The sequence below is a fragment of the Variovorax sp. 10N412 genome (genome assembly GCF_056394985.1).
Window position 1 is genome coordinate 1 of record NZ_JBFTIO010000007.1, and the last position, 22,827, is coordinate 22,827.

Consider the following 22,827-nt stretch of genomic DNA (forward strand, 5'->3'; position numbering starts at 1 on the left):
TGGTACCACTCCTTCCCATCCCGAACAGGACAGTGAAACGACTCAGCGCCGATGATAGTGCGGGTTCCCGTGTGAAAGTAGGTCATCGTCAGGCTCTTACAGCCCAGAAAACCCCAGTCAGAATATGACTGGGGTTTTTTGCTTTGCGCCTCTGAAAGGCAATGCTGAGAACTCAGGCGTTATGAACAAATGAGTGGTCCATTGAAGCCGCACCAACGGCAATCAATTCACCCAGGATATCGCCTGTCAATAAATCCAATTCAACGCCGCTGAAAAAGCGCGCGTGAATGCTCGCAAGATAAGGCGTGCTTCTGAGCCAGCCGTTCCACTGCTCAAGACCGATTGACTGCAGTTCAAGCAACTTGAACTTCATCAGTACCTTGATGGCGTGGCGAGCGTGCTTCACAGGAGCCCGGCGCAGACCATCGAGTCGGCGACGAGCCACCGAGAGAGATCTTTCAACGTCACCGAAGATTGCGCCGTGCCCAGGAATGACCTGGCGCGGCGCCAAGGTCTCGATCAAATCCAGCGTGGCCGCCATATCCCCGAAAGAGGGCTCGCCGGCCAACTCCGGAAATGCCACCCCGAACCCGTTCTCCCACAAGGCATCTGCGGAAATCAGCGTCCGTGACACCGGCTCGAACAGAATGACCGAGTGAGGATCGTGTCCTGGCGCTGCATGAATCTGCCAGCGCCGGTCACCCAGCCAGCAATCCGTTCCCGGTTGCAGCAAGCCCGTCAGCTCAAAACGCGGACAAACCTGCCCGGTCGCCACAAAACTCAGGGCCTCTTCGTCCCACCGTTCGACGAGCTGCGCCTCTCCCGGCGGAATGTCGGTGCGAACGCCAGGGTAGCGCGCCTGCAATGCGGCGTTCCCGCCGCAGTGATCGCTGTGAAGGTGTGTGTTCAGGATGCGTTGGAGCGGCCTCTCGCCGAGCACCGACGCGACAAGTGCCACCGTTTGCTCGGCATGCGTCGAGTACCCGGTATCGACCACTGCCGTCTCCTCGCGCCCAACGAACAGCACATTGTTCGACGACAGCCAGCCCCGCTCGAGCACCACGACATTCGCCGGCAATCCGGCGCTCGCCGCTGGATGGCTGCTCATTCAGGCGCTCGCACTGGAGCGAAGTTCACGCCGCAGGATCTTCCCGACGTTGGTCTTCGGCAGAGACTCCCTGAACTCGATGTGCTTCGGTCGCTTGTAGCCAGTGAGTCGCGAGTGGCAATACTGAAGCACCGCGTCTTCCGTGAGCGCGGGATCCCGCCGAACCACGAACACCTTGATGGCCTCGCCTTGCTTCTCGTCCGGCACACCGACGGCCGCGCATTCGACCACCCCAGGGCAGAGCGAAATCACATTCTCGAGCTCGTTCGGGAACACGTTGAAGCCGCTGACCAGGATCATGTCCTTCTTGCGGTCGACGATGCGGCTGTAGCCATCTTCCTGCATCACGGCGATATCACCAGTCCGCATGAAGCCATCCGCAGTGAACGCGGCTGCGGTCTCGGAAGGCTGGTTGTAGTACGCCGTCATCACGTTGGGACCCTTGATGCAGAGTTCGCCAGACTGACCCGCGGGCAATGAATTCCCGTCGTCGTCCTTGATCGCGATTTCGATGCTCGGCAACGGCAGGCCGATGGTCCCGGTGAAGCTCGTGTTCGACACCGGGTTGTTGGTGCCAATTGCGCAGGTCTCGCTCATGCCCCAGCCCTCGATCATCGGACAGCCCGTGGCCTCGAACCACTTTCGCGCAGTGCCTTCCGAGGCGGCCATGCCGCCCGCCTGCGAGACGAACAGCGTGGAGAAGTCGATCGACTTGAACTCCGGGTGCATGAGCAGCGCATTGAACAGCGTGTTCACCGCCGGCAGCATGTGGAACGGCCGCTTCTTGAGCACCGCGATGAACTTGTCGAAGTCGCGCGGGTTCGGAATCAGCGTCATGTGCGAGCCCTGGCGGATGACCAGCAGGCAAAGGGTCAGCGCGAAGATGTGATACAGCGGCAGCGCCGCGATGCTGTTGACCTTTGCCAAATCTCCGGCGCGTGCCAGTGCCGGCGTGAACCAGGCCTCGGCCTGCAGCGTGGCGGCGACGATGTTCCGGTGCGTCAACACTGCGCCTTTCGACAGCCCGGTCGTTCCACCCGTGTATTGCAGGAACGCGATCGAATCGAGCGTGCTCTGGTCGGGACCCAGCGTGCGGCCGCGTCCTTCGGAAATCGCCTCGTTGAACGGCGTCACGGTGCGACCGTCGCTCAACGGCAGCTTGTAGGCCGGCACGATCTTCGCCAGATGCCGCACGGCCGTCGTGATCCAGGCGCCATACAGCCCGCCCAGCAGGTCACCCATCGAGGTCACGACCACATGCTTCAAGGGCGTGCGCTCGATGACCTTCTCGAGCGTCGACGCGAAGTTTTCCAGGATGACGATCGCCGTGGCGCCAGAGTCCTTCAGCTGATGCTCGAGCTCGCGCGCCGTGTACAGCGGATTCACGTTCACGCAGGTGTAGCCCGCGCGCAGCACGCCGCACATGGTCACGGCGAACTGCGGGATGTTGGGCAGCATGATCGCCACCCGCGCGCCCGGCTCGAGCCCTCGCGACTGGAGCCACGCGCCCAGCGCCTTCGACAGCGTATCGAGCTCGCCGTACGACATCCAGCGCTCCATGCAGACCGAGAACGGCCGGTCGGCATAGCGGCCGAACGCCTCGTCGAACATGTGAGACAGGGAACGGTACTGCTCGGGATCGATCTCGAGCGGTACGCCCGCCGGATAACTGTGTTGCGCGGATGTTTGCATGCAAGCTCCTTTGGCGCGGATTGTGGGAGGCACCGTGCCTCCCCCGCCAGCGGGCTTGTCCTAGGAGCCGCGCATGGGGTGTCGCGCTCGCGATAGCTGCGGGCCGACCGCCCCCCGCAAAAGAATCAGGCCCTGCCCGACTCGCCCGGCAGCAGCACCCCGGCCTCGATGTCGCTCGCGGCCTCCAGCGACCCGTACAGCGGCGTGAAATCGGGCGCCGTCAGGTCGAACAGCTGCGCGAAGCTGTCGATCACGAAGTAGTTGGCCTGGTACGTATCGATCTTGTAGCGCGTGCGCATGGTGCGCAGCAGGTCCAGTGGCAGCCGGCGCGGTTCGTCGCTGAGCACCGCATGCTTCAGCTCGCCCACCGAACTCAGGATGCCGGCGCCATAGGCGCGCAGCCCGTCGGGCTGGCGAATCAGGCCGAACTCCACCGTGTACCAGTAGAGCCGCGCCAGCTTCTCGCCCGCGCCCAGTTCGTGCGCCTTGATGCCGCCCGCGCCGTAGCGCTGCACGTAGTCGGCGAAGGTCGGGTCGAACAGCATCGGCACGTGGCCGAAGAGGTCGTGGAACACGTCGGGCTCGACGATGTAGTCGAACTCCTCGGGCTTGCGGATCCAGTCGGTCACCGGGAACTTGCGGTTGGCCAGCAGCGTGAAGAAAGGCAGCTCCGGAATCAGCCCCGGCACCGCCACGATCTCCCAGCCGGTCGCGCGGTGCAACCGCTCGTTGAGTTCGTCGAAGCGCGGGATGCGGTCTTTCACGCCGAGCGACGGCAGCGCCTTGATGAAGGCGTCGCATGCCAGCCCCGGCAGCTGCGCTGCCTGCCGCTCGTAGAGCCGCTTGTAGGTGTCATGGTCGGCCGGCGTGTAGCTCGCCCAGTCCTGCGGGCAGGTGTAGTCGGCCAGCACGGTGCCGCCGCGCGAGTAGTCGCCGCGCGGCGGGCGGTCCGAAGCGCCATAGACGGCAGGGGTGACGACGGCGGCGGCAGGGGTGTCCATGAATTAAAACGATCGCTAGAGAGTTATTTGAGCCAGCGGTCCATCGTGCGCTGGAAGTCACCGCCGGCCTGCTGCAGGTGCAGCCATTGGTCGACGTACGATTTGAAGGCCACGTCGTCGCGCGGCAGCATCCAGGCCATTTCGCCGTACTGCAGCGGCTTGTCGGGGTTGACCGCGCACAGGCCCGGCTTGAGCTTTTGCTGCGTGATGGCCTCGGCCGCTTCGGTCACGAACACGTCGGCGCGGTTGGCAAGGATCTCGTCGAAGATCGTCACGTTCTCGCCGTGCAGCGTGAGCTTGGCCTGCTTGAAGTTGGCGCGGGCGAAGCGTTCATTGCTGCCGCCCGGGTTGAAGATGACGCGCACCGACGGTTGGTCGATGGCCGCCACGCTCTGGTATTTGCCCACGTCGGCGCAGCGCGCAATGGGCGTCTTGCCGTTGACCATGTAGGGCGCGCTGAAGAAGGCGCGCTTCTGCCGCTCCGTGGTGACCGACACGCCGCCCACGGCGATGTCGCACTTGCCGGCGGCCAGGTCGGGCAGCAGGTTGGCCCAGGTGGTCTTGACCCACTCGGGCTTGGCTCCCAGGCTGGCGCTGAAACCCGTCATCAGGTCGACGTCGATGCCTTCGAACGAGGCGTCGGTTTTCTGGAAGCTGAAGGGCTTGTAGTCGCCCGGCGTGCAGATGCGAAGCACCGCAGCCTTCTGCACGGAATCGAGGTGCGAGCCGGCCACCAGCGGCATGGCCGCGGGGGCCACCGGCCCCGAGGGCGACATCGCGCAGCCGGAAAGAACGGCGGCTGCCGCCGCGATGGAAGTCAGACCGATCGAAAACGTGCAGCTGCGCATGCCGGGCTCCTGAACCAGTAGAGAAGGAGGCTTATTTTGCGGCGCTCAGCACGCCACGGCGCATCTGGTCGAGCTCGATGCTCTCGAACAGCGCCTTGAAGTTGCCGTTGCCGAAGCCGTCGTCGCCCTTGCGCTGGATGAACTCGAAGAAGATCGGGCCGAGCTGGTTCTCGCTGAAGATCTGCAGCAGCAGCGCATCCTTCTTGCCGTCGATCAGGATCTTGCGCTTCTGCAGTTCCGCCACGCTCTCGCCATGCTCCGGAATGCGCTTGTCCACCAGCTCGTAGTAGGTGTCGATGGTGTCCAGCAGCGTCACGCCCTTGGCGCGCAGCTGGTCGACGGTCGCGTACAGGTCGTCCGAGCCCATGGCGATGTGCTGGATGCCTTCGCCCTTGTACATGTCCAGGTACTCCTGGATCTGGCCGGCCTGTTCCTTGCCCTCTTCGTTGATCGGGATGCGGATCTTGCCGCAGGGGCTGGTCATGGCCTTGCTCTTCACGCCCGTGACCTGGCCTTCGATGTCGAAGTACTTGATCTCGCGGAAGTTGAAGAGCTTTTCGTAGAAGCCGGCCCAGACGTTCATGCGGCCGCGGTAGACGTTGTGCGTCAGGTGGTCGATGTAGGTCAGCCCGTTGCCGAACGGCGACAGCGCCTGCTCCGGCGCGATGCCGGGCAAGGCCTCGAAGTCGACGTCGTAGAAGCCGATGTTGCCGATGTCGCCGGGCTTGGCGCCGTTCTTGCCGGGCCAGCGGTCCACCAGGTAGATCAGGCTGTCGCCGATGCCCTTGATGGCGGGGATGTTCAGCTCGCCAGGGCCGGCTTTGTCTGCGAAGCCCCAGGCGCCGAGCGAGGTGGCGCGCTCGTACGCCTGCTTGGCGTCCTGCACGCGGAACGCGATGGCGCACACGCTCGGACCGTGCTCGCGCGCGAATTTCTGCGCGAAGGAGTCGGGCTCCGCGTTCAGGATGAAGTTGATGGTGCCCTGGCGGTACAGCAGCACATTCTTGTGGCGGTGCTTGGCGACGGCCGTGAAGCCCATGCGCTCGAACACCTTGCCCATGGCGACCGGATCGGGTGCCGCGTACTCGATGAATTCGAAACCGTCGGTGCCCATGGGGTTGTCCCAGGGGGTGAAGGCGGGTGCGTCGGCATGGCTCATGTGCGGTCTCCGAAAGAGGTGGGGTTTCGATGAATAAGGCGCGACGTCGGGGCGAAGTCGGCCGGTCATGCAATGTAGGCCGAATGCCTCTCAGGTTTTCTGCGTTTCCGGGCGCTCAGCCTGGCCCTCGCGCAGTAAAACTGCAAAAATAGAAGAATGGAAGCACTGGACAAGATTGATAGGCTCATTTTGCGCATGCTGCAAGCAGACGGGCGCGCCACCTATGACCAGATCGCCGAGCAGGTCAGCCTGTCGCCCAGCGCGGTGCTGCGCCGCGTCAAGCGGCTCGAGGAGCACAAGGTCATCGACCGCTACGTGGCGCTGGTCCAGCCCGAAGCCGTCGGCCTGGGGCTTACCGCCTACCTCAACGTGCGGCTCGAGAAGCACACCGAAAGCCACAAGCGCAACCCGATGGACCTGTTCCGCGCCAGCGTGCAGACCTGGCCCGAGGTGGTGGAGTGCGCCGCGCTCACCGGCGACATGGACTACCTGCTGCGCGTGGTGGTGGCCGACATGGCCCACTACAGCCGCTTCATCATGGACACCCTGCTCAAGCACCCCAGCGTGCAGGACTGCAAGACCAGCTTCGTGCTCGACCGTGTCAAGGCCACCACAGCTGTGCCGGTTTAGCCACATCCGGTTGCGCGAGCGCCACGCGCTGCGGCATTGGTTCACGAATGTGTCCGGCGATTGACCTTGCGGACTTGTTGATTAAGGGAAAACCCTTAAATTCGAACCATGCTCACCGCCAAGACCCTCCTCAAAGCGTCTCTCGGCCTCGGCTCTTTCCTCAGGGCGCCGATGGTTGAGGCGCAACCACGCGCCGCCAGCGCGCCTCAACCCGTGATGGTGCCGATCCGCTCGATCGGCCCGCGCGAACGCGAGCGCATCGCGCGCCACCTGCTCGACCTGACCCCGCACGACCGCTACCTGCGCTTCGGCTATGCGGCGGCCGATGAACAGGTGCAGCGCTACGTAGACGGCCTCGATTTCGAGCGCGACGAGCTCTTCGGCATTTACAACCGTCGACTCGACCTCATTGCGATGGCGCACCTGGCCTTCGCGCCCGGCGACCAGCACAGCGACTGCGCCGAGTTCGGCGTGTCCGTCTCGGCGCACGCCCGCGGCCGGGGCTACGGTGCGCGCCTGTTCGAGCGCGCCGTGGTGGTGGCCCGCAACGAAGGCGTGGGCATGCTCTTCATTCATGCGCTGAGCGAAAACGCCGCCATGCTGAAAATCGCCCGCAACGCCGGCGCGACCGTGGTGCGCAGCGGCGCCGAGGCCGAAGCCCACCTGCAACTGCCCAGCGCCACCTTCGACAGCCGCATGAGCGAAATTGCCCTGGCGCACTACGCCGCGGTCGATTTCGCCCTCAAGAGCCGCGCCAAGCAGTTCTGGTCCTTCCTGGGCAGCCTGCAGGAAGTGCGCAGCGGCATGCGAGCCGCACGCAGAAAATCGGGCTCCTGAGCCCGCGCAGGGGCGCCGAACGGCGTGTGACGCCCGTGCGATGGCGCCGGTCATGTGCAATCCGTTATCCTTGCCCCTCCTCAACTAAGCCCTCCCGCAGTGGCCGAACCTCACCCTGAACGCGCTCCCGTTGAACGGGAAGACAAACGCGGCTTTCTGCAGAAGCTCGCCGAATTCATCCACCCCGGACCAGACTCGCGCGACGAGCTGATCGAAACCCTGGCGGACGCCGAGGACAACGAGGTGATCGGCGCAGAGTCGCGCGTGATGCTCGAAGGCGTGCTGCGCATGGCCGACATGACCGCCGGCGACGTGATGGTCGCCGCGCCGCGCATGGACCTGGTGAACATCGACGCGCCCTACGACGCGTTGCTGCACCTCGTCATCGACACCGCGCACTCGCGTTTTCCGGTGTACGAGGGCGAAAAAGAAAACATCATCGGCATCCTGCTCGCCAAGGACCTGCTCAAGCTGCAGCGCGCGCCAGGCCTGAACATCCGCGCGCTGCTGCGCCCGGCCACCTTCGTGCCAGAAAGCAAGGGCCTGAACGACCTGCTGCGCGAGTTCCGCGGCAACCGCAACCACCTGGCCATCGTCATCGACGAATTCGGCCGCGTGGCCGGCCTCATCACCATCGAGGACGTGCTCGAGCAGATCGTCGGGGAGATCGAGGACGAGTTCGACATCGCAGAGGACGAGGGCGACATCTTCGGCCTGGCCGACCACACCTACCGCGTCTCGGGCGACACGCCCATCGAGCGCGTGGCCGAGGCCTTCGGCATCACCTTCGACGAAGAACAGCTCAGCGAAGACTTCGACACCATCGGCGGCCTCATCGCGCACGAGATGGGCCACGTGCCCAAGCGCGGCGAGCACCACGCCATGGGCGGCTTCGACTTCGTGGTGCTGCACACCAAGGGCGGCGCCGTGCGCTGGTTCAAGGTGTCGCCGGCCCGCGGCGGCGACGCGGCCGACTGATGCCGCTGCCCGCAGCAGCGACGGCGCGCACCGCGCGAGGTGTGCCCGCCTCTCCCCAGGCCGCCTGGTTCCGCATCCTCGGTTTCGGGTTGGCCGGGCTGGCGCAGGCGCTCTCCATCGCATGGCCGGCCGACGGACGGCCGCTCTGGTGGCTGCAGCTCCTGTCACTCGGCGCGCTGGTGTGGCTGCTCGACGGGCTGCGCGCGCAAGGCGCGGGCTGGCGCCGTGCCGGCCTGCACGGCTGGCTCTTCTCGACCACCTGGCTCACCGGCAGCTTCTGGTGGCTCTTCATTTCCCTGCACACCTACGGCGGCTTGCCGGCGCCCTTGGCCGTCATCGCCGTGGTGGCGCTGGCCGCGGCGCTCGGGCTCTACTACGCTGCGGCTGCCGCATGGTTCGTGGTGCGCGGCCCCAAGGGGCGGGTGACGGGGGCGCTCGTCTTCGCGGCGCTGTGGACACTGGCCGAACTGGTGCGCGGCAGCTGGTTCACGGGTTTTCCGTGGGGCGCCGGCGGCTATGCGCATGTCGAGGGGCCGCTGGCTGCGCTGGCGCCGTGGGTGGGCGTGTATGGCATCGGCGCGGCGGCGGCGCTGGTCGCGGCCCTGGTCGCGCTGCATCGGCCCGTTCGCACCGCCGAGTTCGCGCAAGGTCTGGTGCTCATCGCGCTGGTGTTCGCCGTGCCGCACCTGGTGCCTTCGCTGCGCAGCGACGTGCAAGGCGACAAGGGCGCGACCGGCAAGCTCCAGGTCGCGCTGCTGCAGGGCAACATCCCGCAGGACGAAAAATTCATTCCCGGTGGCGGCATCGAGACCGCGCTGCGCTGGTACGGCGAACAGCTGCGCGACGCCAAGGCCTCGCTCGTGGTGACGCCCGAGACCGCCTTGCCGCTGCTGCCGCAGCAGTTGCCGGCGGGTTACCTCGAAGCCATCCAGGCGCGCTACAGCCAGGGCACGCAGGCCGCCATCGTCGGCCTGCCGATGGGCGGGCAGGGCACCTACAGCAACTCGGTGCTCGGCTTCCGGCCCGGCGCCGCGCAGGCCTACACGTACAGCAAGCACCACCTCGTGCCCTTCGGCGAATTCATTCCCATGGGCTTTCGCTGGTTCATCCAGATGATGAACATTCCGCTGGGCGACTTCGCGCGCGGCGGGCTCGCGCAGGCGCAGTTCCTGTGGCAGGGCCAGCGCATTGCGCCGAACATCTGCTACGAGGACTTGTTCGGCGACGAGATCGGCGCCAACTTCAAGGACGAGGCCACCGCCCCCACCATCCTGCTCAACGTGAGCAACATCGCGTGGTTCGGCGACTCGGTGGCCATCGACGAGCACCTGTCCATCTCGCGCATGCGCGCGCTCGAATTCGCACGGCCCATGGTGCGCGCCACCAACACCGGCGCCACGGTCGTCATCGACGCCGAAGGCCGCGTGACGCACGCGCTGCCGCGCCTCACGCGCGGTGTGCTCGAGGCCAGCGTCGAAGGCCGGCGCGGGCTCACGCCTTATGCGCGCTGGGTGGCGCCCTTCGGCCTGTGGCCGCTGTGGCTCCTCGCGATGGCCATCGTGGCCGCGGCCTTCGTGCTCGGCCGCCGCCGGCGCTGACGCTCAGGCGGGCTGCGCGGCCTTCACCGGCCAGTCGCGCAGCTTGCCCGGGTTCAGCAGCCCCATCGGGTCGAAGCGTTTCTTCACCTCGATGACTTCCGGCGGCAGCGGCCCGCCGGCCTTGCCGTCTTCCACGATGTTCACGTGCGGGTTGTTGATGTGCACGTTGTGCGCGCGGTGGATGTCGATGATCTCGTTCAGCCGCTCCTCGGTGCTGAAGCGCACCAGCTGCAGGCCGCTGCAGGTCAGCAGGCCGCCCACGTTGCGCAGGAACTCGACGTGCATCATCACCTCGCCGCCCAGCAGCTTTTCCATCTCGATGATCTGCTCGACATGCTTGCCGGGAATGAAGCCGCTCTGCAGGTAGGTCAGCGTCGGGTCGATCTTCAGTGCGTGCAGCGTGGTGTGGTTCCAGGTGAACTCCATCAGCGTGCGGTTGCTCTTTTGCACTTCGGCGGCCGTCTTGCGGTAGCCCACCGTGCCGCCGTGCGCTTCCACCAGCAGCATCATGGCGGGCTCGTTCGACTCGGCCACCAGCGAGAGCACCGTGTGGCAGCCCTTGGGCAAATGCGCCGCCAATTGCGCCAGGTGGTCGCCGACCGGCGCCGCAAAGAAGGTGACGCCGCGCTTCACGATGCCGGGCGCGTTCGCCAGCTTGTCCGCGAAGTTCAGCGCGTTCTCGAAGCTGTCGAAGGTCACCAGCGTCTCCAGCCACGGGTGCGCGGGTGCCAGTGCGATCTCCAGCTCCAGCACGAGGCCGTTGGTGCCCCACAGGTGGTGCATGCGCATGGCGTCGGGACCGCGCAGCTCGACCATCTGCGGCTCCGCCTCGATGGTCATTGCGCGAATGCCGATCACGTTGCCCGGCGCGCTCAGCGGTCCGTAGTTGATGGAGCCCACGCCGCCGAAGCCGCCGCCGAACAGGCCGCCCAGCGTGGCGCTTCGGTAGGTGGAGGGCACGCAGCGCATCTCCTGCCCGGTAGGCCGGGTCTGTTTCTCGAGCTCGCCCAGGCGGATGCCTGCCTGCGCGCGCGCCACGCCGGGCCGCACCCACAGGCAGGTGTTGTAGCCCGTCATGTCGAGCACCACGCCGCCCGCGAGCGGCGTGGTCTGGCCGTAGTTGCCGGTGCCGCTGCCGCGGATGGTGATCGGCACGCCGCGGCGAGCGCAGGCGCCGACCACCGAACGGATTTCTTCTTCAGTGCGCGGGCGCACGACCACGTCGGCGCGCTTGTCCTTCAGCTGGCGCGTGAGCACCGGGCTGAACCACGAAAAGTCTTGCGACAGCCGCGTGACGCGGCCTTCGTCGGTGATCCAGTCGAGGTCGGGGAGTTCGAGCAGCAGTTGCTCGATGACGGAAGCGGGAGCGTTCATGGTGAGGTCAATCCTGGGAAAGTTCGCTCGCATGCCACGAGCCCAGCGCCACCTTGGTGAGCCAGGCCATCAGCACGAAGAGCGCGACGCCGGTAAGGGAAATGAGCAGCAGGGCGGCGAACATGCGCGGAATGTTCAGCTGGAAGCCCGCCTGCAGGATCTGGTACGCCAGGCCCGCGCCCGAGCCGCCCGTGCCGGCCACGAACTCGGCCACCACCGCACCGATGAGCGCCAGCCCGCTGGAGATGCGCAGCCCGCCGAAGAAGTACGGCAGCGCGCTCGGAATGCGCAGGCGCACCAGCTGCTGCCAGCGCGTGGCGCGGTTCAGCTTGAAGTAGCTCTGCAGGTCGGGGTCGATGCTGCGCAGGCCCAGCGTCGTGTTGCTGATGATGGGGAACAGCGCCACCAGCGCCGCGCACACCGTCATGGCGGCCACCGGGTTCTTCACCCAGATGATGATCAGCGGCGCCACTGCCACGATGGGCGTCACCTGCAGCAGCACCGCGTACGGAAAGAGCGCGGTCTCGATGCGCTTGCTCTGCACGAACAGGAACGAGATCAGCACGCCCGCCACCGTGGCCAGCAGGAACGACAGCACCGTGATCTTCAGCGTGACCAGCAGCGCGTTGCCCAGCGGCGCCCAGTCGGTCACCAGCGTCTGCATCATCAGGTAGGGCGAGGGCACCAGGTAGGGCGGCAGCTCCATCGCCACCACCATCCATTGCCACAGCGCCACCAGCACCACGCCGATGAGCACCGGGTAGAGCACGCGCTGCACGCGCGGCTGGCTCAGCAGGGGGCGGCTCGGCTTCTTCGCGGTTTTCATGGCGCCGCCTCCTCTTCGGTGGTGCTGGCGCGCAGCAGGCTGTCCTGCAGTTTCTTGGCGTAGCGCGCGAACTCGGGCGTGACCATGAAGTCGGCGCTGCGCGGATAGGGCTCGTCGATCTGGAACTGCTCCACCACGCGGCCGGGCCGCGCGGCCATCATCACCACGCGGCTCGACAGGAACACCGCCTCGTGAATGGAGTGCGTCACGAAGATCACCGTGAGCTTCTTCTTGCGCCACAGGTCGAGCAGGTCGGCGTCGAGCTTGTGGCGCGTGATTTCGTCGAGCGCGCCGAAGGGCTCGTCCATCAGCAGCAGGTCGGGCTGCGTGACCAGGCCGCGCGCAATCGACACGCGCATCTGCATGCCACCCGAGAGCGCACGGGGAAGCGCATTCGCAAACTTCTCCAGCCCCACCAGCGCGAGCGATTCCGCGACGCGCGCATCGGCTTCCTTGCGCGGCACGCCGGCCAGGTCGAGCGGCAGGCGCACGTTGGTCTGCACGCTGGCCCAGGGCATCAGCGTGGCCGACTGGAACACGAACGACATCTTGCGTTGGCTGTCGTGCAGCTGGCTCACCGGCTTGCGCCACACCAGCAGGCGGCCGTCGCTGGGTTCGAGCATGCCCGCCACCATCTTCAGCAGCGTGCTCTTGCCGCAGCCCGAGGGCCCCAGCAAGGTGACGAACTCGCCCTCGGCGATCGACAGGTCCACCGGCAGCAGCGCCTGCGTGCCGTTGGGGTAGGTCTTCTCGGCCGAGAGAATTTCGACGGCGGGCACCGACGGCGCGAGTTCCGGCGGCGGTGCCAGCGTGTGGGGTTCGATGCGATTCATGCAAAGGGCCTTTCGAGAACGGCCGCAACGCGCGGCCGCCTGGTTTCAGGGCTGAACAAGGTCCAGGGTGTCAGGGCAGAACCTTGGCGTCCTTCACGAACTCGGTCGTGTAGGTCTTGGCCAGGTCCACCTTCGCGGGGTCGAGCAGCTTGGCCGTCACCAGGAAGTCGTAGCTCGCCTTGGTGCGCGCGTCGGTGATCACGCCGATGCCCAGCTTGGCTGCGTCGCCGCCGGTGATCATTCCCATCTCCTTGAGCTTGGCCACGCTGTAGGCCAGCTGGTCGTCGGTCATGTTGGGGTTGTCCTTCTTGATCAGCGCGTTGGCGGGCGCCGGGTCGGCCAGGTAGCTCTTCCAGCCTTCGGCCGAGGCCTTCACGAACGCGGCGACCTGCTTGTTGCGGTCCTTCAGCGTCTTCTCCATGCACGACACCGTGGTGGCGTACGCCGGGAAGCCGTGGTCGCTGAACATCAGCACCGTGCTCTTCACGCCGGCCTTTTGAATGGCGTAGGGCTCGGAGGTCAGGTAGCCCTGCTGCGCGGCGTTCTTGTCCGCCACGAAGGGCTGGATGTTGAAGGTGTAGGGGCGCGTCTGCTCGTCGGTGAAGCCGAACTTGGCCTTCAGCCAGGGCCAGTAGCCGCGCTGCGCCTGCGCGCCGATGAGCAGCGTCTTGCCCTTGAGGTCCTCGAACTTCTTCACGTCTTCATGCGCGATCAGCACCTGCGGGTCCTTCTGGAAGAAGGCCGCCACGTTCACCACCGGCACGCCGCCTTCGCGCACCTGCATCATCTGGATGTCGCTCGAACCCATGATGCAGTCGGCCTGGCCGGCGGCCATCATCTGCGTGATGTTGACCTGCGGGCCGCCCATCTTGATGGTCACGTCCAGGCCGTACTTCTTGTAGATGCCCTGCGCCACCGCCTGGTAGAAGCCGCCGTGCTCGGCCTGCGCGTACCAGTTGGTCATGTAGGTGAACTTGTCTTCGGCCTGCGCGGGCGCCGCGGCAAGGAAGGCGATGGCGGCGGCGCCGGCCAGGGACAGTGCGAAGGAGCGCATGAAGTAGACCTCTCGAAGGCTGGGAACGTTGAAAAAGGGAAAACGGTGAAGGGGGCGATGCAAAAACCGGGCTCAGGCGGGCTCAGGCCGGTTCGAAGTGCTGCTGGATGAAACCCTGCTGGTGGCCGCGCTCCCAGGTCGCCTCTTCGCGCACCACCCAGCGCAGCGCGTACAGCTCGGTCAGCGCCTGGGCCCAGCTGTCGGAAAGCGTGTCCAGAATTTCCTCGCCCTGCTCGCGCGTGGCCGTGGTCGGGTCGCCGATCACGCCGCTCGGGCCGAAGTCGCGCGCGGTCCACGCGCAGGCCGGGCGGCCGTCGGCCGACAGCAGCTTGATGGGAAAGGGTGGCGGAAAGTTGGCCACCGCGCGCTCCATGTGCACCGTGTCGGGCGCCAGGGCCAGCATCAGCGCGGTCTCGGAGTGGCCCGCATGCATCGCGAGCTTCTTTTCCTGCTCGCTCACCTGCTTGCTCGCCGCGCTGGGCAGGCGCGACACGCCGTGCGGCACGATCACGAAGTCGCCGTGGCGCAGCCGCAGTTCGCGTGCCGCCATCTCCAGCACCTGCGGCTGGCCGCCGTGGCCGTTGGCGAACAGCAGCTTGCGAAAGCCCGAGCGGTAGACCGACTCGCCGATCTCGATCACCGTCGACAGCAGCGTGGTGCCGGTCAGCGTCATGGTGCCGGGAAAGTGCAGGTGCTCTTCCGACTTGCCGTAGGTGATGGTCGGCAGCGCGAAGGCGCGCACGTCGGCCGGCAGCTTCTCCAGCGCCTTGCCCATCACGCCCGAGCTGATCACGCTGTCGACCGAGCACGGCAGGTGCGGGCCGTGCTGCTCGATGGCGCCGCAGGGCAGCACGATGACGGTGTTCTCGCGGTCGGGCAGCGCGGCGATCTCGGTCCAGCTCAGGTAGGGCAGGAAGCGGTGGGGCGGAATGTAGCCGTGGAGCATGGGGGTCCTTGTCGGTGGTTCGTGTGTGGGGTCACTGAACGCAAAGTGCGTCGCCGGTGCGCTGCAGCCACGCCGCGGGCACGGCGCCGTGCGCCACGCGGCCGTCGCGCAGCACCACGCGGCTCGCGGTGCGCGAGGGCCAGCCGTGGCGGTCGGCGTCGGTGAAAAGCACCAGGTCGGCCGCCTGGCCGACCAGCGTGGGGTGCGCCGGCGCCGGCGAGCGCCGCAGCCAGTCGCCGCGACACAGCGCCTGCGACCAGGTGTCGAAGGGCTCGTCGAGTTGCGCCACCAGCGCGGCCGTGCCCAGCGCCTCGACCGGGTCGAAGCTGCCGAGCCGGCAGAAGGGGTCCTGCACGTTGTCGCTCGCGAACAGCAGCGGAATGCCGCGCTCGCGCGCTTCCTTCACCAGCGTGATGCCGCGCAGCCGCGGCGTGCGCCCGGTGACGGCGTCCTGCAGCAGCAGGTTGGTGGCGGGCAGGGAGACCACCGTGATCGGCGCGCGCGCCACCGCGTCGAGCGTGGCGAGGGCCTGCGCCTCGGGCTGGGCCGCCAGCGCGCAGATGTGGCCGCAGACCACGCGGCCTTCGTAGCCGATCTCGCGCAGGATGCGTGCCGTGGTCTGCAGGCCGACCGCCGCGGCGTTGAGCTCCTCGTCCACGTGCAGGTCGACGTCCAGGTCGCAGGCCTGCGCCGACACCAGCAGGTTGCGCAGCGCGTTCTCGCTCCAGTTGGTGGAGTGCACGAAGCCGCCCAGCAGCGCATGCGGCCCGGTGGCCTTGACCTGCCGGGCGAGCCGCAGGGCCTGCGCCGCGTCTTCGAACAGCGGCAGCTTGATGAGGCTCACCTGCTCCAGGCGCACCCTGCCGGCCCACTCCTGCGCCAGCTCGGCCATCACGGGCCAGGCCATGGGCAGGGTGTCGGGCTCCCACCAGTCGACGTGCGTGCGCACGTGCGTGGTGCCGCATTCCCAGGCCCACTGCAGTCCGCGCGCGGCGCGCTCGCGCACGTCGGCGGGCGTCCAGTGCACGCGGTCGGCCAGCATCGCGTCGATGGCGCCCAGCAGGCCGGGCTGCACCTGCTTCATGCGCGGCAGGGTGAAAGCCTTGTCCAGGTGCGTGTGGGCGTCCACGAAGCCGGGCAGGGCGAGCGTGCCGGCCACGTCCCAGCCCGAGGGGGGGCCGGTGTCTTCGTCAGCCACCGGGCACACCGATTGAACGCGGCCGGCTTCGATTGCAACGCGCGCGAGTACAGGCACACCGTCGTGCTGGGGCCAGTCGGTCGGCAGCAGCCAGCGCGGCAGCCGCACGTTGTCGAGGCGCGTGGGGGCGGGGCCTTGCGCGCTCATGCGAAGCGCGCCATGGCCTGGCCCACGCGCGCCATGAAGCGCTTGAGCTGGGGCTCGGTCGCCACGTTCATGTGGTAGTGGGCGTGGTAGTCCACCTTGGCGCCCCAGCCGGTGAGCCGTTTCATGTACCGCGTCACGATCTTGCGCGGCGGGTCGCCCATGTACATGGCCACCCAGCGCGGCCGGCCGTAGGTGACCACGGCGCTGATGCGCTTGATGTGCGTGAGCATCGGCTTCACGTTGGCCGGGTCGCTGATGTCGAAGGCCACGCCCGGCATGAAGAGCCGGTCGAAGTAGCCCTTGAGCATGGCCGGCAGGCCGAAGCACCAGGTCGGAAAGCAGAACACGATGCCCTCGGCCCACTGCAGCCGGTCCACGTAGGACTTCAGCGGCAGCTGGTTGGCCGGCACGTCGTGGTAGCCCAGGCGCTCCTCGCGCGACAGCACCGGGTTGAAGCCCTCGGCATAGAGGTCGCAGTCGTCCACCTCGTGCCCGCCGGCGCGCAGGTTCTTCAGCACCTCCTGGTGCAGGGCGGCATGGAAGCTGGTTTCGACCGGGTGGCAGTAGACGACGAGCACGCGCATGGTGTGTTTGACCGCTTAATCAGAGCAAGTGGTCAGGTTATGCAAGCGACGTGCCAATCCGGGTGCACCGGCTTGGGGCGCGCGACGGGCCGGGGCCCTGCGCGAAAAAGGCACCATCCGGCGGGGCTGCTGCGCCCCGCCAGGCGTTCAGAGGATCAGGAGGTCACGGGCGAGGCCGCGACGAGGTGCTCCGTCAGGAACCACACCTGCAGCTCGTTGGTGCGCAGCACATTGCTCACGAACACATCGTTGCTGCCCGGGTCGCCCGCCTCGTCGACCTCGTCGGCCGCCTTGCGCGCCTCGATGATGATGTGCTCGTGCGCTTCGGCCAGGCGGCGCAGCTGCACCGCGGCCGGTTCACGTCCGCGCGGTGGGCGCGCGATCTTCGTGGTCTCCGCGATGTCGCCCGCCATGGCCAGCGCGATGCCGCCCAGCAGCTGGATGCGTTCGGCCAGGATGTCGACCAGCAGCACCTGCGCTTCGAAGTGCTGGTCGTACATCAGGTGCAGCTGGTTGAAGGTCGGGCCCACCACCTGCCAGTGGTGCTTCTTGTACATGTCGCGCAGGGTGATGGTGTCGGCCAGGCACTGGTTCAGCAACGCCACGCTCTGCTTGCAGACCTTTTCAGACAGGCCGTTGGGCAGCTTCACGATTTCGCCGTAGCGCTGGGTCTCGTGGCTGGGTTGCTTCAGGTCCGGCTGGACCTCTGCGCGCGCGGGTGTGGTTTTCGGTTGGCTGGCCATGGGGGTGCTCCTGGAGGGGACGTTGGAAACCTTCGGTTCTAGCCCCGGTATCGCGCCCCGTACGTAGGCCGCAGGGCCGGTTGCGATGACGCCGAACGCCTGCAGTGCGCGCCGGCAGCCTTCAACTTTCCCCCGCGCTGCCGATATGCGAGAGCAGGGTGCCGTGGTGGCGCCCCTCACCTCTCAATTGACGGATCGGGCTTGCATGACGGGAAGTCGGCTTCCAACCGGGCGCCGCTTTCATGTCGCGGCAGCCGCGCTGCTCGTTGCGGCGCTGGTGCTTGTGCCGCTGCCGTGCGCGGCGGAGTCCGGCAACGGCGGTGAAAGCGCAAGTGCCCGGTTGCGCATCACCGTGGTCGTGCCGCCCGTGTTCCGGGTGCTGCAGGTCACGCCGACGGCCGAGGGCTACGACTACAGGGTGTGGACCAATATGAAGTCGATCGTCATCGGGGGGCGCGCCTACCGGTTCGAGCGCATCGGCGAGACCACGCTCAAGCTGCCCGCGTCGCCGGACGGCGCGTGGATCGTCTACGGGCTGTAGGCGGTGCAGCCTCTGCTCAGGGCTTGATGCCGCAGCCGCCCAGCACGAACGCCACGAGTTCGCGCGCGATCGGTTCGCGTTCGATGGGCGCATCGGGCGGCAGGCCGAGCATCACGCGCGCCTGAATGGCGTAGTCGGCATAGCTCTGGGTCATGGCCCAGATGTGCATCAGCAGGATGCGCGCGTCCAGCGGCCGCATCTGCCCGCGCGCGATCCAGCCGTTGATGATGTCCACCTTCTTCTGCGTCCAGGCCCGCGCGTTGGGCCAGTAGCGGTCGAGGTTGCGCCCGCCGTCGAGAATCTCGCGCGTGAAGATGCGCGACATCTCGGGGCTGTCGATGGCGTGGTCGAGCTTCTTGCGGATGTAGTCGCCCAGCACCGTGGCCGGGTCGCTGGCGTCCTCGAACGAGAACACCACCTTCCACGCGTGCAGCACCTGCATCAGCAGCTCTTCGTAGAGCTCTTCCTTGCCGACGATGTAGTAGTGCAGCTGGGGCTTGGTCAGGCCCGCGCGCGCCGCGATGGCCTGGGTCGAGGTGCCCTTCAGCCCGTGCAGGCTGAACTCGGCGACCGCCGCGGTGCGGATCGCCGCCATGATGCGTTCGCGCCCGGGACGCGCACGCGAGAGCGGGCCGTCGGGGGCGGGCATTTCCTGGGCTGTGGAGGCGGGAAGGGCGGCGGAATCGGCGTTCATGACGGGCAAAGGCGGCTGGGTGCGCGGCGCGTGGAGTGGTCGCGCGCGGTCGATGGTAACCCTGGCGCATGGCCGCATGCCATGGCGGCATGAGTGCGCGGAGCGCGCGGGCATGGTTCATGTATCTTCCTCGCCGCCTCGAAAGAATCCACTTCAACACAGGAGCTCTCCATGTACCTTTCTCCCCGTTTCAGGGCCTTCGCGGCCGGCACCGCACTGCTGGCGGCCAGCGCGCTCGCACAGGCCCAGCAGGCTCTACCCAACGTGGTGATCCTGGCCACCGGCGGCACCATCGCCGGCGCCGGCGCCTCGGCTGTCAACAGCGCCACCTACGCGGCGGCCAAGGTCGGTGTGGAAAAGCTCATCGCCGGCTTGCCGGAACTGGCCAAGGTCGCCAACGTGCGCGGCGAGCAGGTGTTCCAGGTCGCGTCCGAAAGCCTCACCAACGACAACCTGCTGACGCTGGCCAAGCGCGTCTCGGCGCTGTCGAAGCAGCCCGACGTGGACGGCATCGTCATCACGCACGGCACCGACACGCTCGAGGAAACCGCCTACTTCCTGACGCTCACGGTGCACACCGCCAAGCCGATCGTGGTGGTCGGCTCGATGCGCCCGGGCACGGCGCTGTCGGCCGACGGCGCGCTCAACCTGTACGACGCGGTGAACGTGGCGGGCAGCAAGGACGCGATGGGCAAGGGCGTGCTGGTGACGATGAACGACAACATCGACAGCGGCCGCGACGTGAGCAAGAACGTCAACATCAAGACCAGCGCCTTCTCCAGCCAATGGGGCCCGCTGGGCATGATCGTCGAGGGCAAGAACTACTGGTTCCGCGCGCCGGTCAAGCGCCACACCATGAACTCGGAGTTCGACATCGACAGCATCAGCGCGCTGCCGCCGGTGGAAATTGCCATGGGTTATGAAGGCGTGTCTTCCGTCGCCATCGACGCCATTGCCAGGAGCGGCGTCAAGGCGCTGATCCACGGCGGCACGGGCAACGGCTCGGTGGCCGATCGCATCGTGCCGAACCTGCAGAAGGCGCGCGCCGACGGCGTGATCGTCATTCGCAGCTCGCGCGTGCCCGACGGCTTCGTGATCCGCAACGCCGAGCAGCCCGACGACAAGTACGACTGGGTGGTGGCGCACGACCTGCGTCCGCAGAAGGCGCGCATCCTGGCGATGGTCGCGTTGACCAAGACCAGCGACACCAAGGAACTGCAGCGCATCTTCTGGGAATACTGATCTCCCCCAGGCTTGCTCGCTTCGCGTAGCCTCCTTCCCCCTTCCGGGGGCAACACCTGCGGCCCGGCGAAGCCGGTTCCGCGGTGTTTCTGGTGAAACCCGGAGCGCCGAGCTCAGGCCAGCGCGCGCCGCAGCTCCCGGTGCCGCGCGTATTCCAGGCTGCTCACGCACACGAGCAGCCAGGCCAGGCCGGTCAGCAGGCCGGCCGCCACGTCGCTTGCAAAGTGCACCTGCAAGAAGATGCGGCTGCAGGCGATGGTGACGATGGCCCCCGCGGCGGCCATCGCGCCGGGCACGTGCCAGCGCGGCGGCAGCGTGCGCAGCAGCAGGTACAGCAGCATCCCGTAGCTCACGATCGCGCCCGCGCTGTGGCCGCTGGGAAAGCTGTAGCTCGTCTCCAGCGCCAGGCCGTGGTCGTGCAGCGGCCTCGCCCGCGCAAAGATGTGCTTGAGGGCGGGGTTCAGCACCACGATGCCGCCCAAGGCCAGCACCCAGCCCAGTGCCAGGGCGCGGTGCCGGTGCCACCACAGCGTGGCCGCCACCAGGACGCACACCGGTGCGAGGAAGGCCGCGTCACCCAGGTGCGTGACCCAGCTGAACACCACCAGCGCCGTCCACGGCAACTGCGCGGCGATGGTGTCGGTCAGCGCATGGTCGGCCTGGCCCAGCACGCGGCCGTCGGAAATGTTCGAGGCGATCCAGGCGAACAGGCTCGAGGCCAGAAGAATCAGCACGAAGCCCGACGCGAGCCCGAGCGCGATGCGCGGTTCGCTGGGCTCTTCGGTGTCCTGCGCCTTGAAGTGGCGCTTCTGCAGCACATGACAGACCGCGCCTGCACCGAGAACCGCAACCGCGAGGAGTGAGAGGAACCAGGGCAGCGCGTGCGCGCCGAGCTGCTGGGCAGCGATGACAAGGGGGGGAGAAAGGGGGTGAGAAAGGGGGTGAGAAAGGGAGGCTTCGGTCGACATGCGGCGCACCCTAAGGCCGCGTCGCTTCACTGGCAAGGGAAAGCCCGAATACTTCGGCGCAGCCGAAGGCCTTGTCGCTCGCCACGTAGTCCCAGCGCTCCACCCGGCATGCGCGCTTGCCGCCGGCCATGTCCGCGCGCACCACGTTCACCGAATTGGGATGGCCCGCCCGCACGCGCGACGAGATAGCCGTGCCGGCCTGCACCGCCCATGCCGTGCGCGCGCAGCCCGAGAACGCGTCGTGCAGCGGCCGCACGAAGGGCAGGTGGATGTGCCCGCCCATGATCAGGTCGGCGCCGGCCGCGCTCCAGCGCGCCACGGCCCGTTCGCGCCCGTGCAGGCGGTTGCCCAGGTCCTGCGTGCGCGTGACCATCACCGGCTGGTGCGTCACCACCACCCGCACCTGGGAAGGCGCGGCCGCTTCCAGCCGCTGCGCCACCCGCTCCACCTGCGCCGCGGAGACCGCCCCGTCTTCGTGCCGGTACCAGCGCGTGGTGTTCACCGTGACCACCAGCCATTCGGGCGATTCGAACACCGGCTCCAGCATGTCGCCGAAGGCCTTGCGGTAGCGGGCGTAGGGCGCGAAGACGCGCGCCGCCAGCTGGTACAGCGGAATGTCGTGGTTGCCGGGAATCGCCAGCACCGGCGCGCCCAGCCGGTCGACGAAGGCCCGCGCCGCCGCGAACTGCGCCGAGGTGGCGCGCTGGGTGACGTCGCCCGACAGCACGACCAGGCCGGGCGCCAACGCGAGCGACAGCCGTTCGAGCGCCTGCAGCACCTCGGGCCGCTCGGTGCCGAAATGGGGGTCGGAAATCTGCAGCAGGCAGCTCATTCGCGGGCCGCTTCGAGCTCGGGCGCCGTTTCCTGCGGCCTGACCAGCCACAGCGGCTCGGGCGACACGCGAAACAGCAGGGGCATGTCGACCCAGCCGACCTCGCCGTCGGTCGCCACCTTGACGCGGCGCGGGCCGAGCCCTCGGCCTGTCTTCACGGTGAGCGACTCGAACGGAAAGCTCAGCACCTGGTCGGCATCGCCGAGCCGGCCCAGCGCCCCGCGCACCAGCAGCCCGGGCATCGACAGCGGCCCCACCGGCTTGAGCGCGATGGCGGCCAGCTGGCCCTGCTCGGGCACGTCGGCCTCGGGAATGCCGACCTGGTGAAGTTGCAACGGGTTGTTGCCGACGAACAGCGTGGGCGTGCGGATGTCGCGCTCCTTGCCGCGCCAGGCCATGCGCAGGTTCCAGTGCCGGTGGCGGCCGCGCAGCACCGTCAGCAGCCCGGCGCCGAAGGCGATCCAGCGGCTGCGGCCGTAGCGCGCCTTGTAGGTCTCGCGTTCTTCCAGCAATTCGGCGTACAGGCCCATGCTGGCGTTGACCAGGAACACCCGGTCGTTCACCAGTCCCACCTGCACCGGGCGGGGCTGCTCGGTCAGCAAGATGTGCAGCGCCTGCGCCGTGTCGCGCGGAATGCCGTGGGTGCGGCTGAAGTAGTTGAAGGTGCCCTGCGGCAGCACGCCGAAGGCGCAGCCGCTGCCCAGCGTGGCCTGCGCCACCGCGTTGATGGTGCCGTCGCCGCCCGCGGCCACCACCACGCCGCCGGCCGCGCGCGCCCGCTCGACCGCCTCGCGCGCCAGCGCCTGCACGCGGTCGGGGCCGTCGATCACGAAGATGCGGTGCCGACGGCCGGCCGCGGCGCAGCCCTCCTCGATGACCCGGCGGGCCTCGGCCGCGTCCTCGCTGCCGGAGCCGGCGTTGAGCACGATGAACAGGGGGGCGTCGGGTGCGGTCTCGGGCACAGGCATGGCAGGGAAGGCGGGAGGTGGAACAG

Annotated in this window: 23 protein-coding genes and 1 rRNA gene; 7 read left to right on the forward strand and 17 right to left on the reverse strand. The window is 67.5% G+C overall.

What is annotated here, in order from left to right; translation table 11 throughout:
* Window positions 1-94: ribosomal RNA gene (gene rrf / locus AC1DJH_RS17620) — 5S ribosomal RNA — on the forward strand; the annotation flags it as partial.
* Between the two features lie 78 nt (window positions 95-172).
* Here rrf and AC1DJH_RS17625 read toward each other — a convergent pair.
* The 5 genes from AC1DJH_RS17625 to hppD all read right to left on the reverse strand — a co-directional run bounded on the left by AC1DJH_RS17625 (window position 173) and on the right by hppD (window position 5,808).
* A complete protein-coding gene (locus AC1DJH_RS17625; protein ID WP_478186559.1) occupies window positions 173-1,108 on the reverse strand; it encodes an MBL fold metallo-hydrolase in 936 nt (311 codons plus the stop codon).
* Window positions 1,109-2,800, reverse strand: coding sequence for an AMP-binding protein (locus AC1DJH_RS17630; RefSeq protein WP_478186560.1), 1,692 nt, complete (start codon window positions 2,798-2,800; stop codon window positions 1,109-1,111).
* Window positions 2,801-2,925: 125 nt separating this feature from the next.
* A complete protein-coding gene (gene phhA, locus AC1DJH_RS17635; protein ID WP_435484806.1) occupies window positions 2,926-3,801 on the reverse strand; it encodes a phenylalanine 4-monooxygenase in 876 nt (291 codons plus the stop codon).
* A gap of 23 nt (window positions 3,802-3,824) precedes the next feature.
* Window positions 3,825-4,649, reverse strand: a complete 825-nt coding sequence (locus tag AC1DJH_RS17640; protein ID WP_472126620.1) for a transporter substrate-binding domain-containing protein — start codon at window positions 4,647-4,649, stop codon at window positions 3,825-3,827.
* A 31-nt stretch (window positions 4,650-4,680) separates the two neighbouring features.
* Window positions 4,681-5,808, reverse strand: a complete 1,128-nt coding sequence (gene hppD / locus AC1DJH_RS17645; protein ID WP_478186561.1) for a 4-hydroxyphenylpyruvate dioxygenase — start codon at window positions 5,806-5,808, stop codon at window positions 4,681-4,683.
* A 156-nt stretch (window positions 5,809-5,964) separates the two neighbouring features.
* Here hppD and AC1DJH_RS17650 point away from each other — a divergent pair, with 156 nt between their 5' ends.
* The 4 genes from AC1DJH_RS17650 (at window position 5,965) to lnt (ending at window position 9,851) form a co-directional block, all read left to right on the forward strand.
* A complete protein-coding gene (locus AC1DJH_RS17650) occupies window positions 5,965-6,438 on the forward strand; it encodes an Lrp/AsnC family transcriptional regulator (RefSeq protein WP_435436712.1) in 474 nt (157 codons plus the stop codon).
* A gap of 108 nt (window positions 6,439-6,546) precedes the next feature.
* On the forward strand, window positions 6,547-7,275 hold the full coding sequence (locus AC1DJH_RS17655) for an N-acetyltransferase family protein (RefSeq protein WP_478186562.1): 729 nt from the start codon (window positions 6,547-6,549) through the stop codon (window positions 7,273-7,275).
* Between the two features lie 99 nt (window positions 7,276-7,374).
* Window positions 7,375-8,253: an HlyC/CorC family transporter gene (locus AC1DJH_RS17660; protein ID WP_435436714.1), complete on the forward strand. Its 879-nt coding sequence runs from the start codon at window positions 7,375-7,377 to the stop codon at window positions 8,251-8,253.
* Entirely contained in the window at window positions 8,253-9,851 is a 1,599-nt protein-coding gene (gene lnt / locus AC1DJH_RS17665; RefSeq protein WP_478186563.1) for an apolipoprotein N-acyltransferase, read from the forward strand. Before AC1DJH_RS17660 ends, lnt begins: the two co-directional genes overlap by 1 nt.
* 3 nt (window positions 9,852-9,854) lie before the next feature.
* Here the strand turns inward: lnt and AC1DJH_RS17670 are convergent, their stop codons facing one another.
* The 8 genes from AC1DJH_RS17670 to AC1DJH_RS17705 all read right to left on the reverse strand — a co-directional run bounded on the left by AC1DJH_RS17670 (window position 9,855) and on the right by AC1DJH_RS17705 (window position 17,556).
* Window positions 9,855-11,225 carry an FAD-binding oxidoreductase gene (locus tag AC1DJH_RS17670; RefSeq protein WP_478186564.1) on the reverse strand — a complete coding sequence of 457 codons (1,371 nt, stop codon included), beginning with the start codon at window positions 11,223-11,225 and terminating at the stop codon, window positions 9,855-9,857.
* 7 nt (window positions 11,226-11,232) lie between these two features.
* Complete coding sequence (locus tag AC1DJH_RS17675; RefSeq protein ID WP_478186565.1) at window positions 11,233-12,051, reverse strand: ABC transporter permease; 819 nt, start codon at window positions 12,049-12,051, stop codon at window positions 11,233-11,235.
* Window positions 12,048-12,884: an ABC transporter ATP-binding protein gene (locus AC1DJH_RS17680; RefSeq protein ID WP_435484812.1), complete on the reverse strand. Its 837-nt coding sequence runs from the start codon at window positions 12,882-12,884 to the stop codon at window positions 12,048-12,050. The genes AC1DJH_RS17675 and AC1DJH_RS17680 overlap by 4 nt, the downstream gene beginning before the upstream one ends.
* Before the next feature lie 70 nt (window positions 12,885-12,954).
* Window positions 12,955-13,938 carry an ABC transporter substrate-binding protein gene (locus AC1DJH_RS17685; protein ID WP_478186566.1) on the reverse strand — a complete coding sequence of 328 codons (984 nt, stop codon included), beginning with the start codon at window positions 13,936-13,938 and terminating at the stop codon, window positions 12,955-12,957.
* Window positions 13,939-14,020: 82 nt separating this feature from the next.
* Window positions 14,021-14,884: a creatininase family protein gene (locus tag AC1DJH_RS17690; RefSeq protein WP_435484814.1), complete on the reverse strand. Its 864-nt coding sequence runs from the start codon at window positions 14,882-14,884 to the stop codon at window positions 14,021-14,023.
* Window positions 14,885-14,915: 31 nt separating this feature from the next.
* Complete coding sequence (locus AC1DJH_RS17695; protein WP_478186567.1) at window positions 14,916-16,229, reverse strand: amidohydrolase family protein; 1,314 nt, start codon at window positions 16,227-16,229, stop codon at window positions 14,916-14,918.
* The gene (locus tag AC1DJH_RS17700) at window positions 16,226-16,813 is read right to left on the reverse strand and encodes an NAD(P)H-dependent oxidoreductase (protein WP_478186568.1); all 588 of its coding nucleotides are present in this window, start codon (window positions 16,811-16,813) and stop codon (window positions 16,226-16,228) included. The genes AC1DJH_RS17695 and AC1DJH_RS17700 overlap by 4 nt, the downstream gene beginning before the upstream one ends.
* 155 nt (window positions 16,814-16,968) lie before the next feature.
* Window positions 16,969-17,556, reverse strand: a complete 588-nt coding sequence (locus tag AC1DJH_RS17705) for a Dps family protein (protein ID WP_472126596.1) — start codon at window positions 17,554-17,556, stop codon at window positions 16,969-16,971.
* 205 nt (window positions 17,557-17,761) lie between these two features.
* Between AC1DJH_RS17705 and AC1DJH_RS17710 the strand changes: the two genes are divergently transcribed.
* Window positions 17,762-18,097 (forward strand): hypothetical protein, encoded by a 336-nt coding sequence (locus tag AC1DJH_RS17710; protein ID WP_478186569.1) that lies wholly within the window; start codon window positions 17,762-17,764, stop codon window positions 18,095-18,097.
* Window positions 18,098-18,113: 16 nt separating this feature from the next.
* On the opposite strand, the gene AC1DJH_RS17715 is transcribed toward AC1DJH_RS17710, so the two are convergent.
* Entirely contained in the window at window positions 18,114-18,791 is a 678-nt protein-coding gene (locus AC1DJH_RS17715) for a TetR family transcriptional regulator C-terminal domain-containing protein (RefSeq protein WP_472126590.1), read from the reverse strand.
* Window positions 18,792-18,962: 171 nt separating this feature from the next.
* Between AC1DJH_RS17715 and AC1DJH_RS17720 the strand changes: the two genes are divergently transcribed.
* Complete coding sequence (locus AC1DJH_RS17720) at window positions 18,963-20,033, forward strand: asparaginase (RefSeq protein ID WP_478186570.1); 1,071 nt, start codon at window positions 18,963-18,965, stop codon at window positions 20,031-20,033.
* 113 nt (window positions 20,034-20,146) lie between these two features.
* On the opposite strand, the gene AC1DJH_RS17725 is transcribed toward AC1DJH_RS17720, so the two are convergent.
* The 3 genes from AC1DJH_RS17725 to AC1DJH_RS17735 all read right to left on the reverse strand — a co-directional run bounded on the left by AC1DJH_RS17725 (window position 20,147) and on the right by AC1DJH_RS17735 (window position 22,801).
* Entirely contained in the window at window positions 20,147-20,851 is a 705-nt protein-coding gene (locus AC1DJH_RS17725) for a phosphatase PAP2 family protein (RefSeq protein ID WP_478186571.1), read from the reverse strand.
* A gap of 160 nt (window positions 20,852-21,011) precedes the next feature.
* A complete protein-coding gene (locus tag AC1DJH_RS17730; protein WP_478186572.1) occupies window positions 21,012-21,833 on the reverse strand; it encodes a metallophosphoesterase family protein in 822 nt (273 codons plus the stop codon).
* A complete protein-coding gene (locus AC1DJH_RS17735) occupies window positions 21,830-22,801 on the reverse strand; it encodes a diacylglycerol/lipid kinase family protein (RefSeq protein ID WP_478186573.1) in 972 nt (323 codons plus the stop codon). The genes AC1DJH_RS17730 and AC1DJH_RS17735 overlap by 4 nt, the downstream gene beginning before the upstream one ends.
* Window positions 22,802-22,827: the final 26 nt, after the last annotated feature.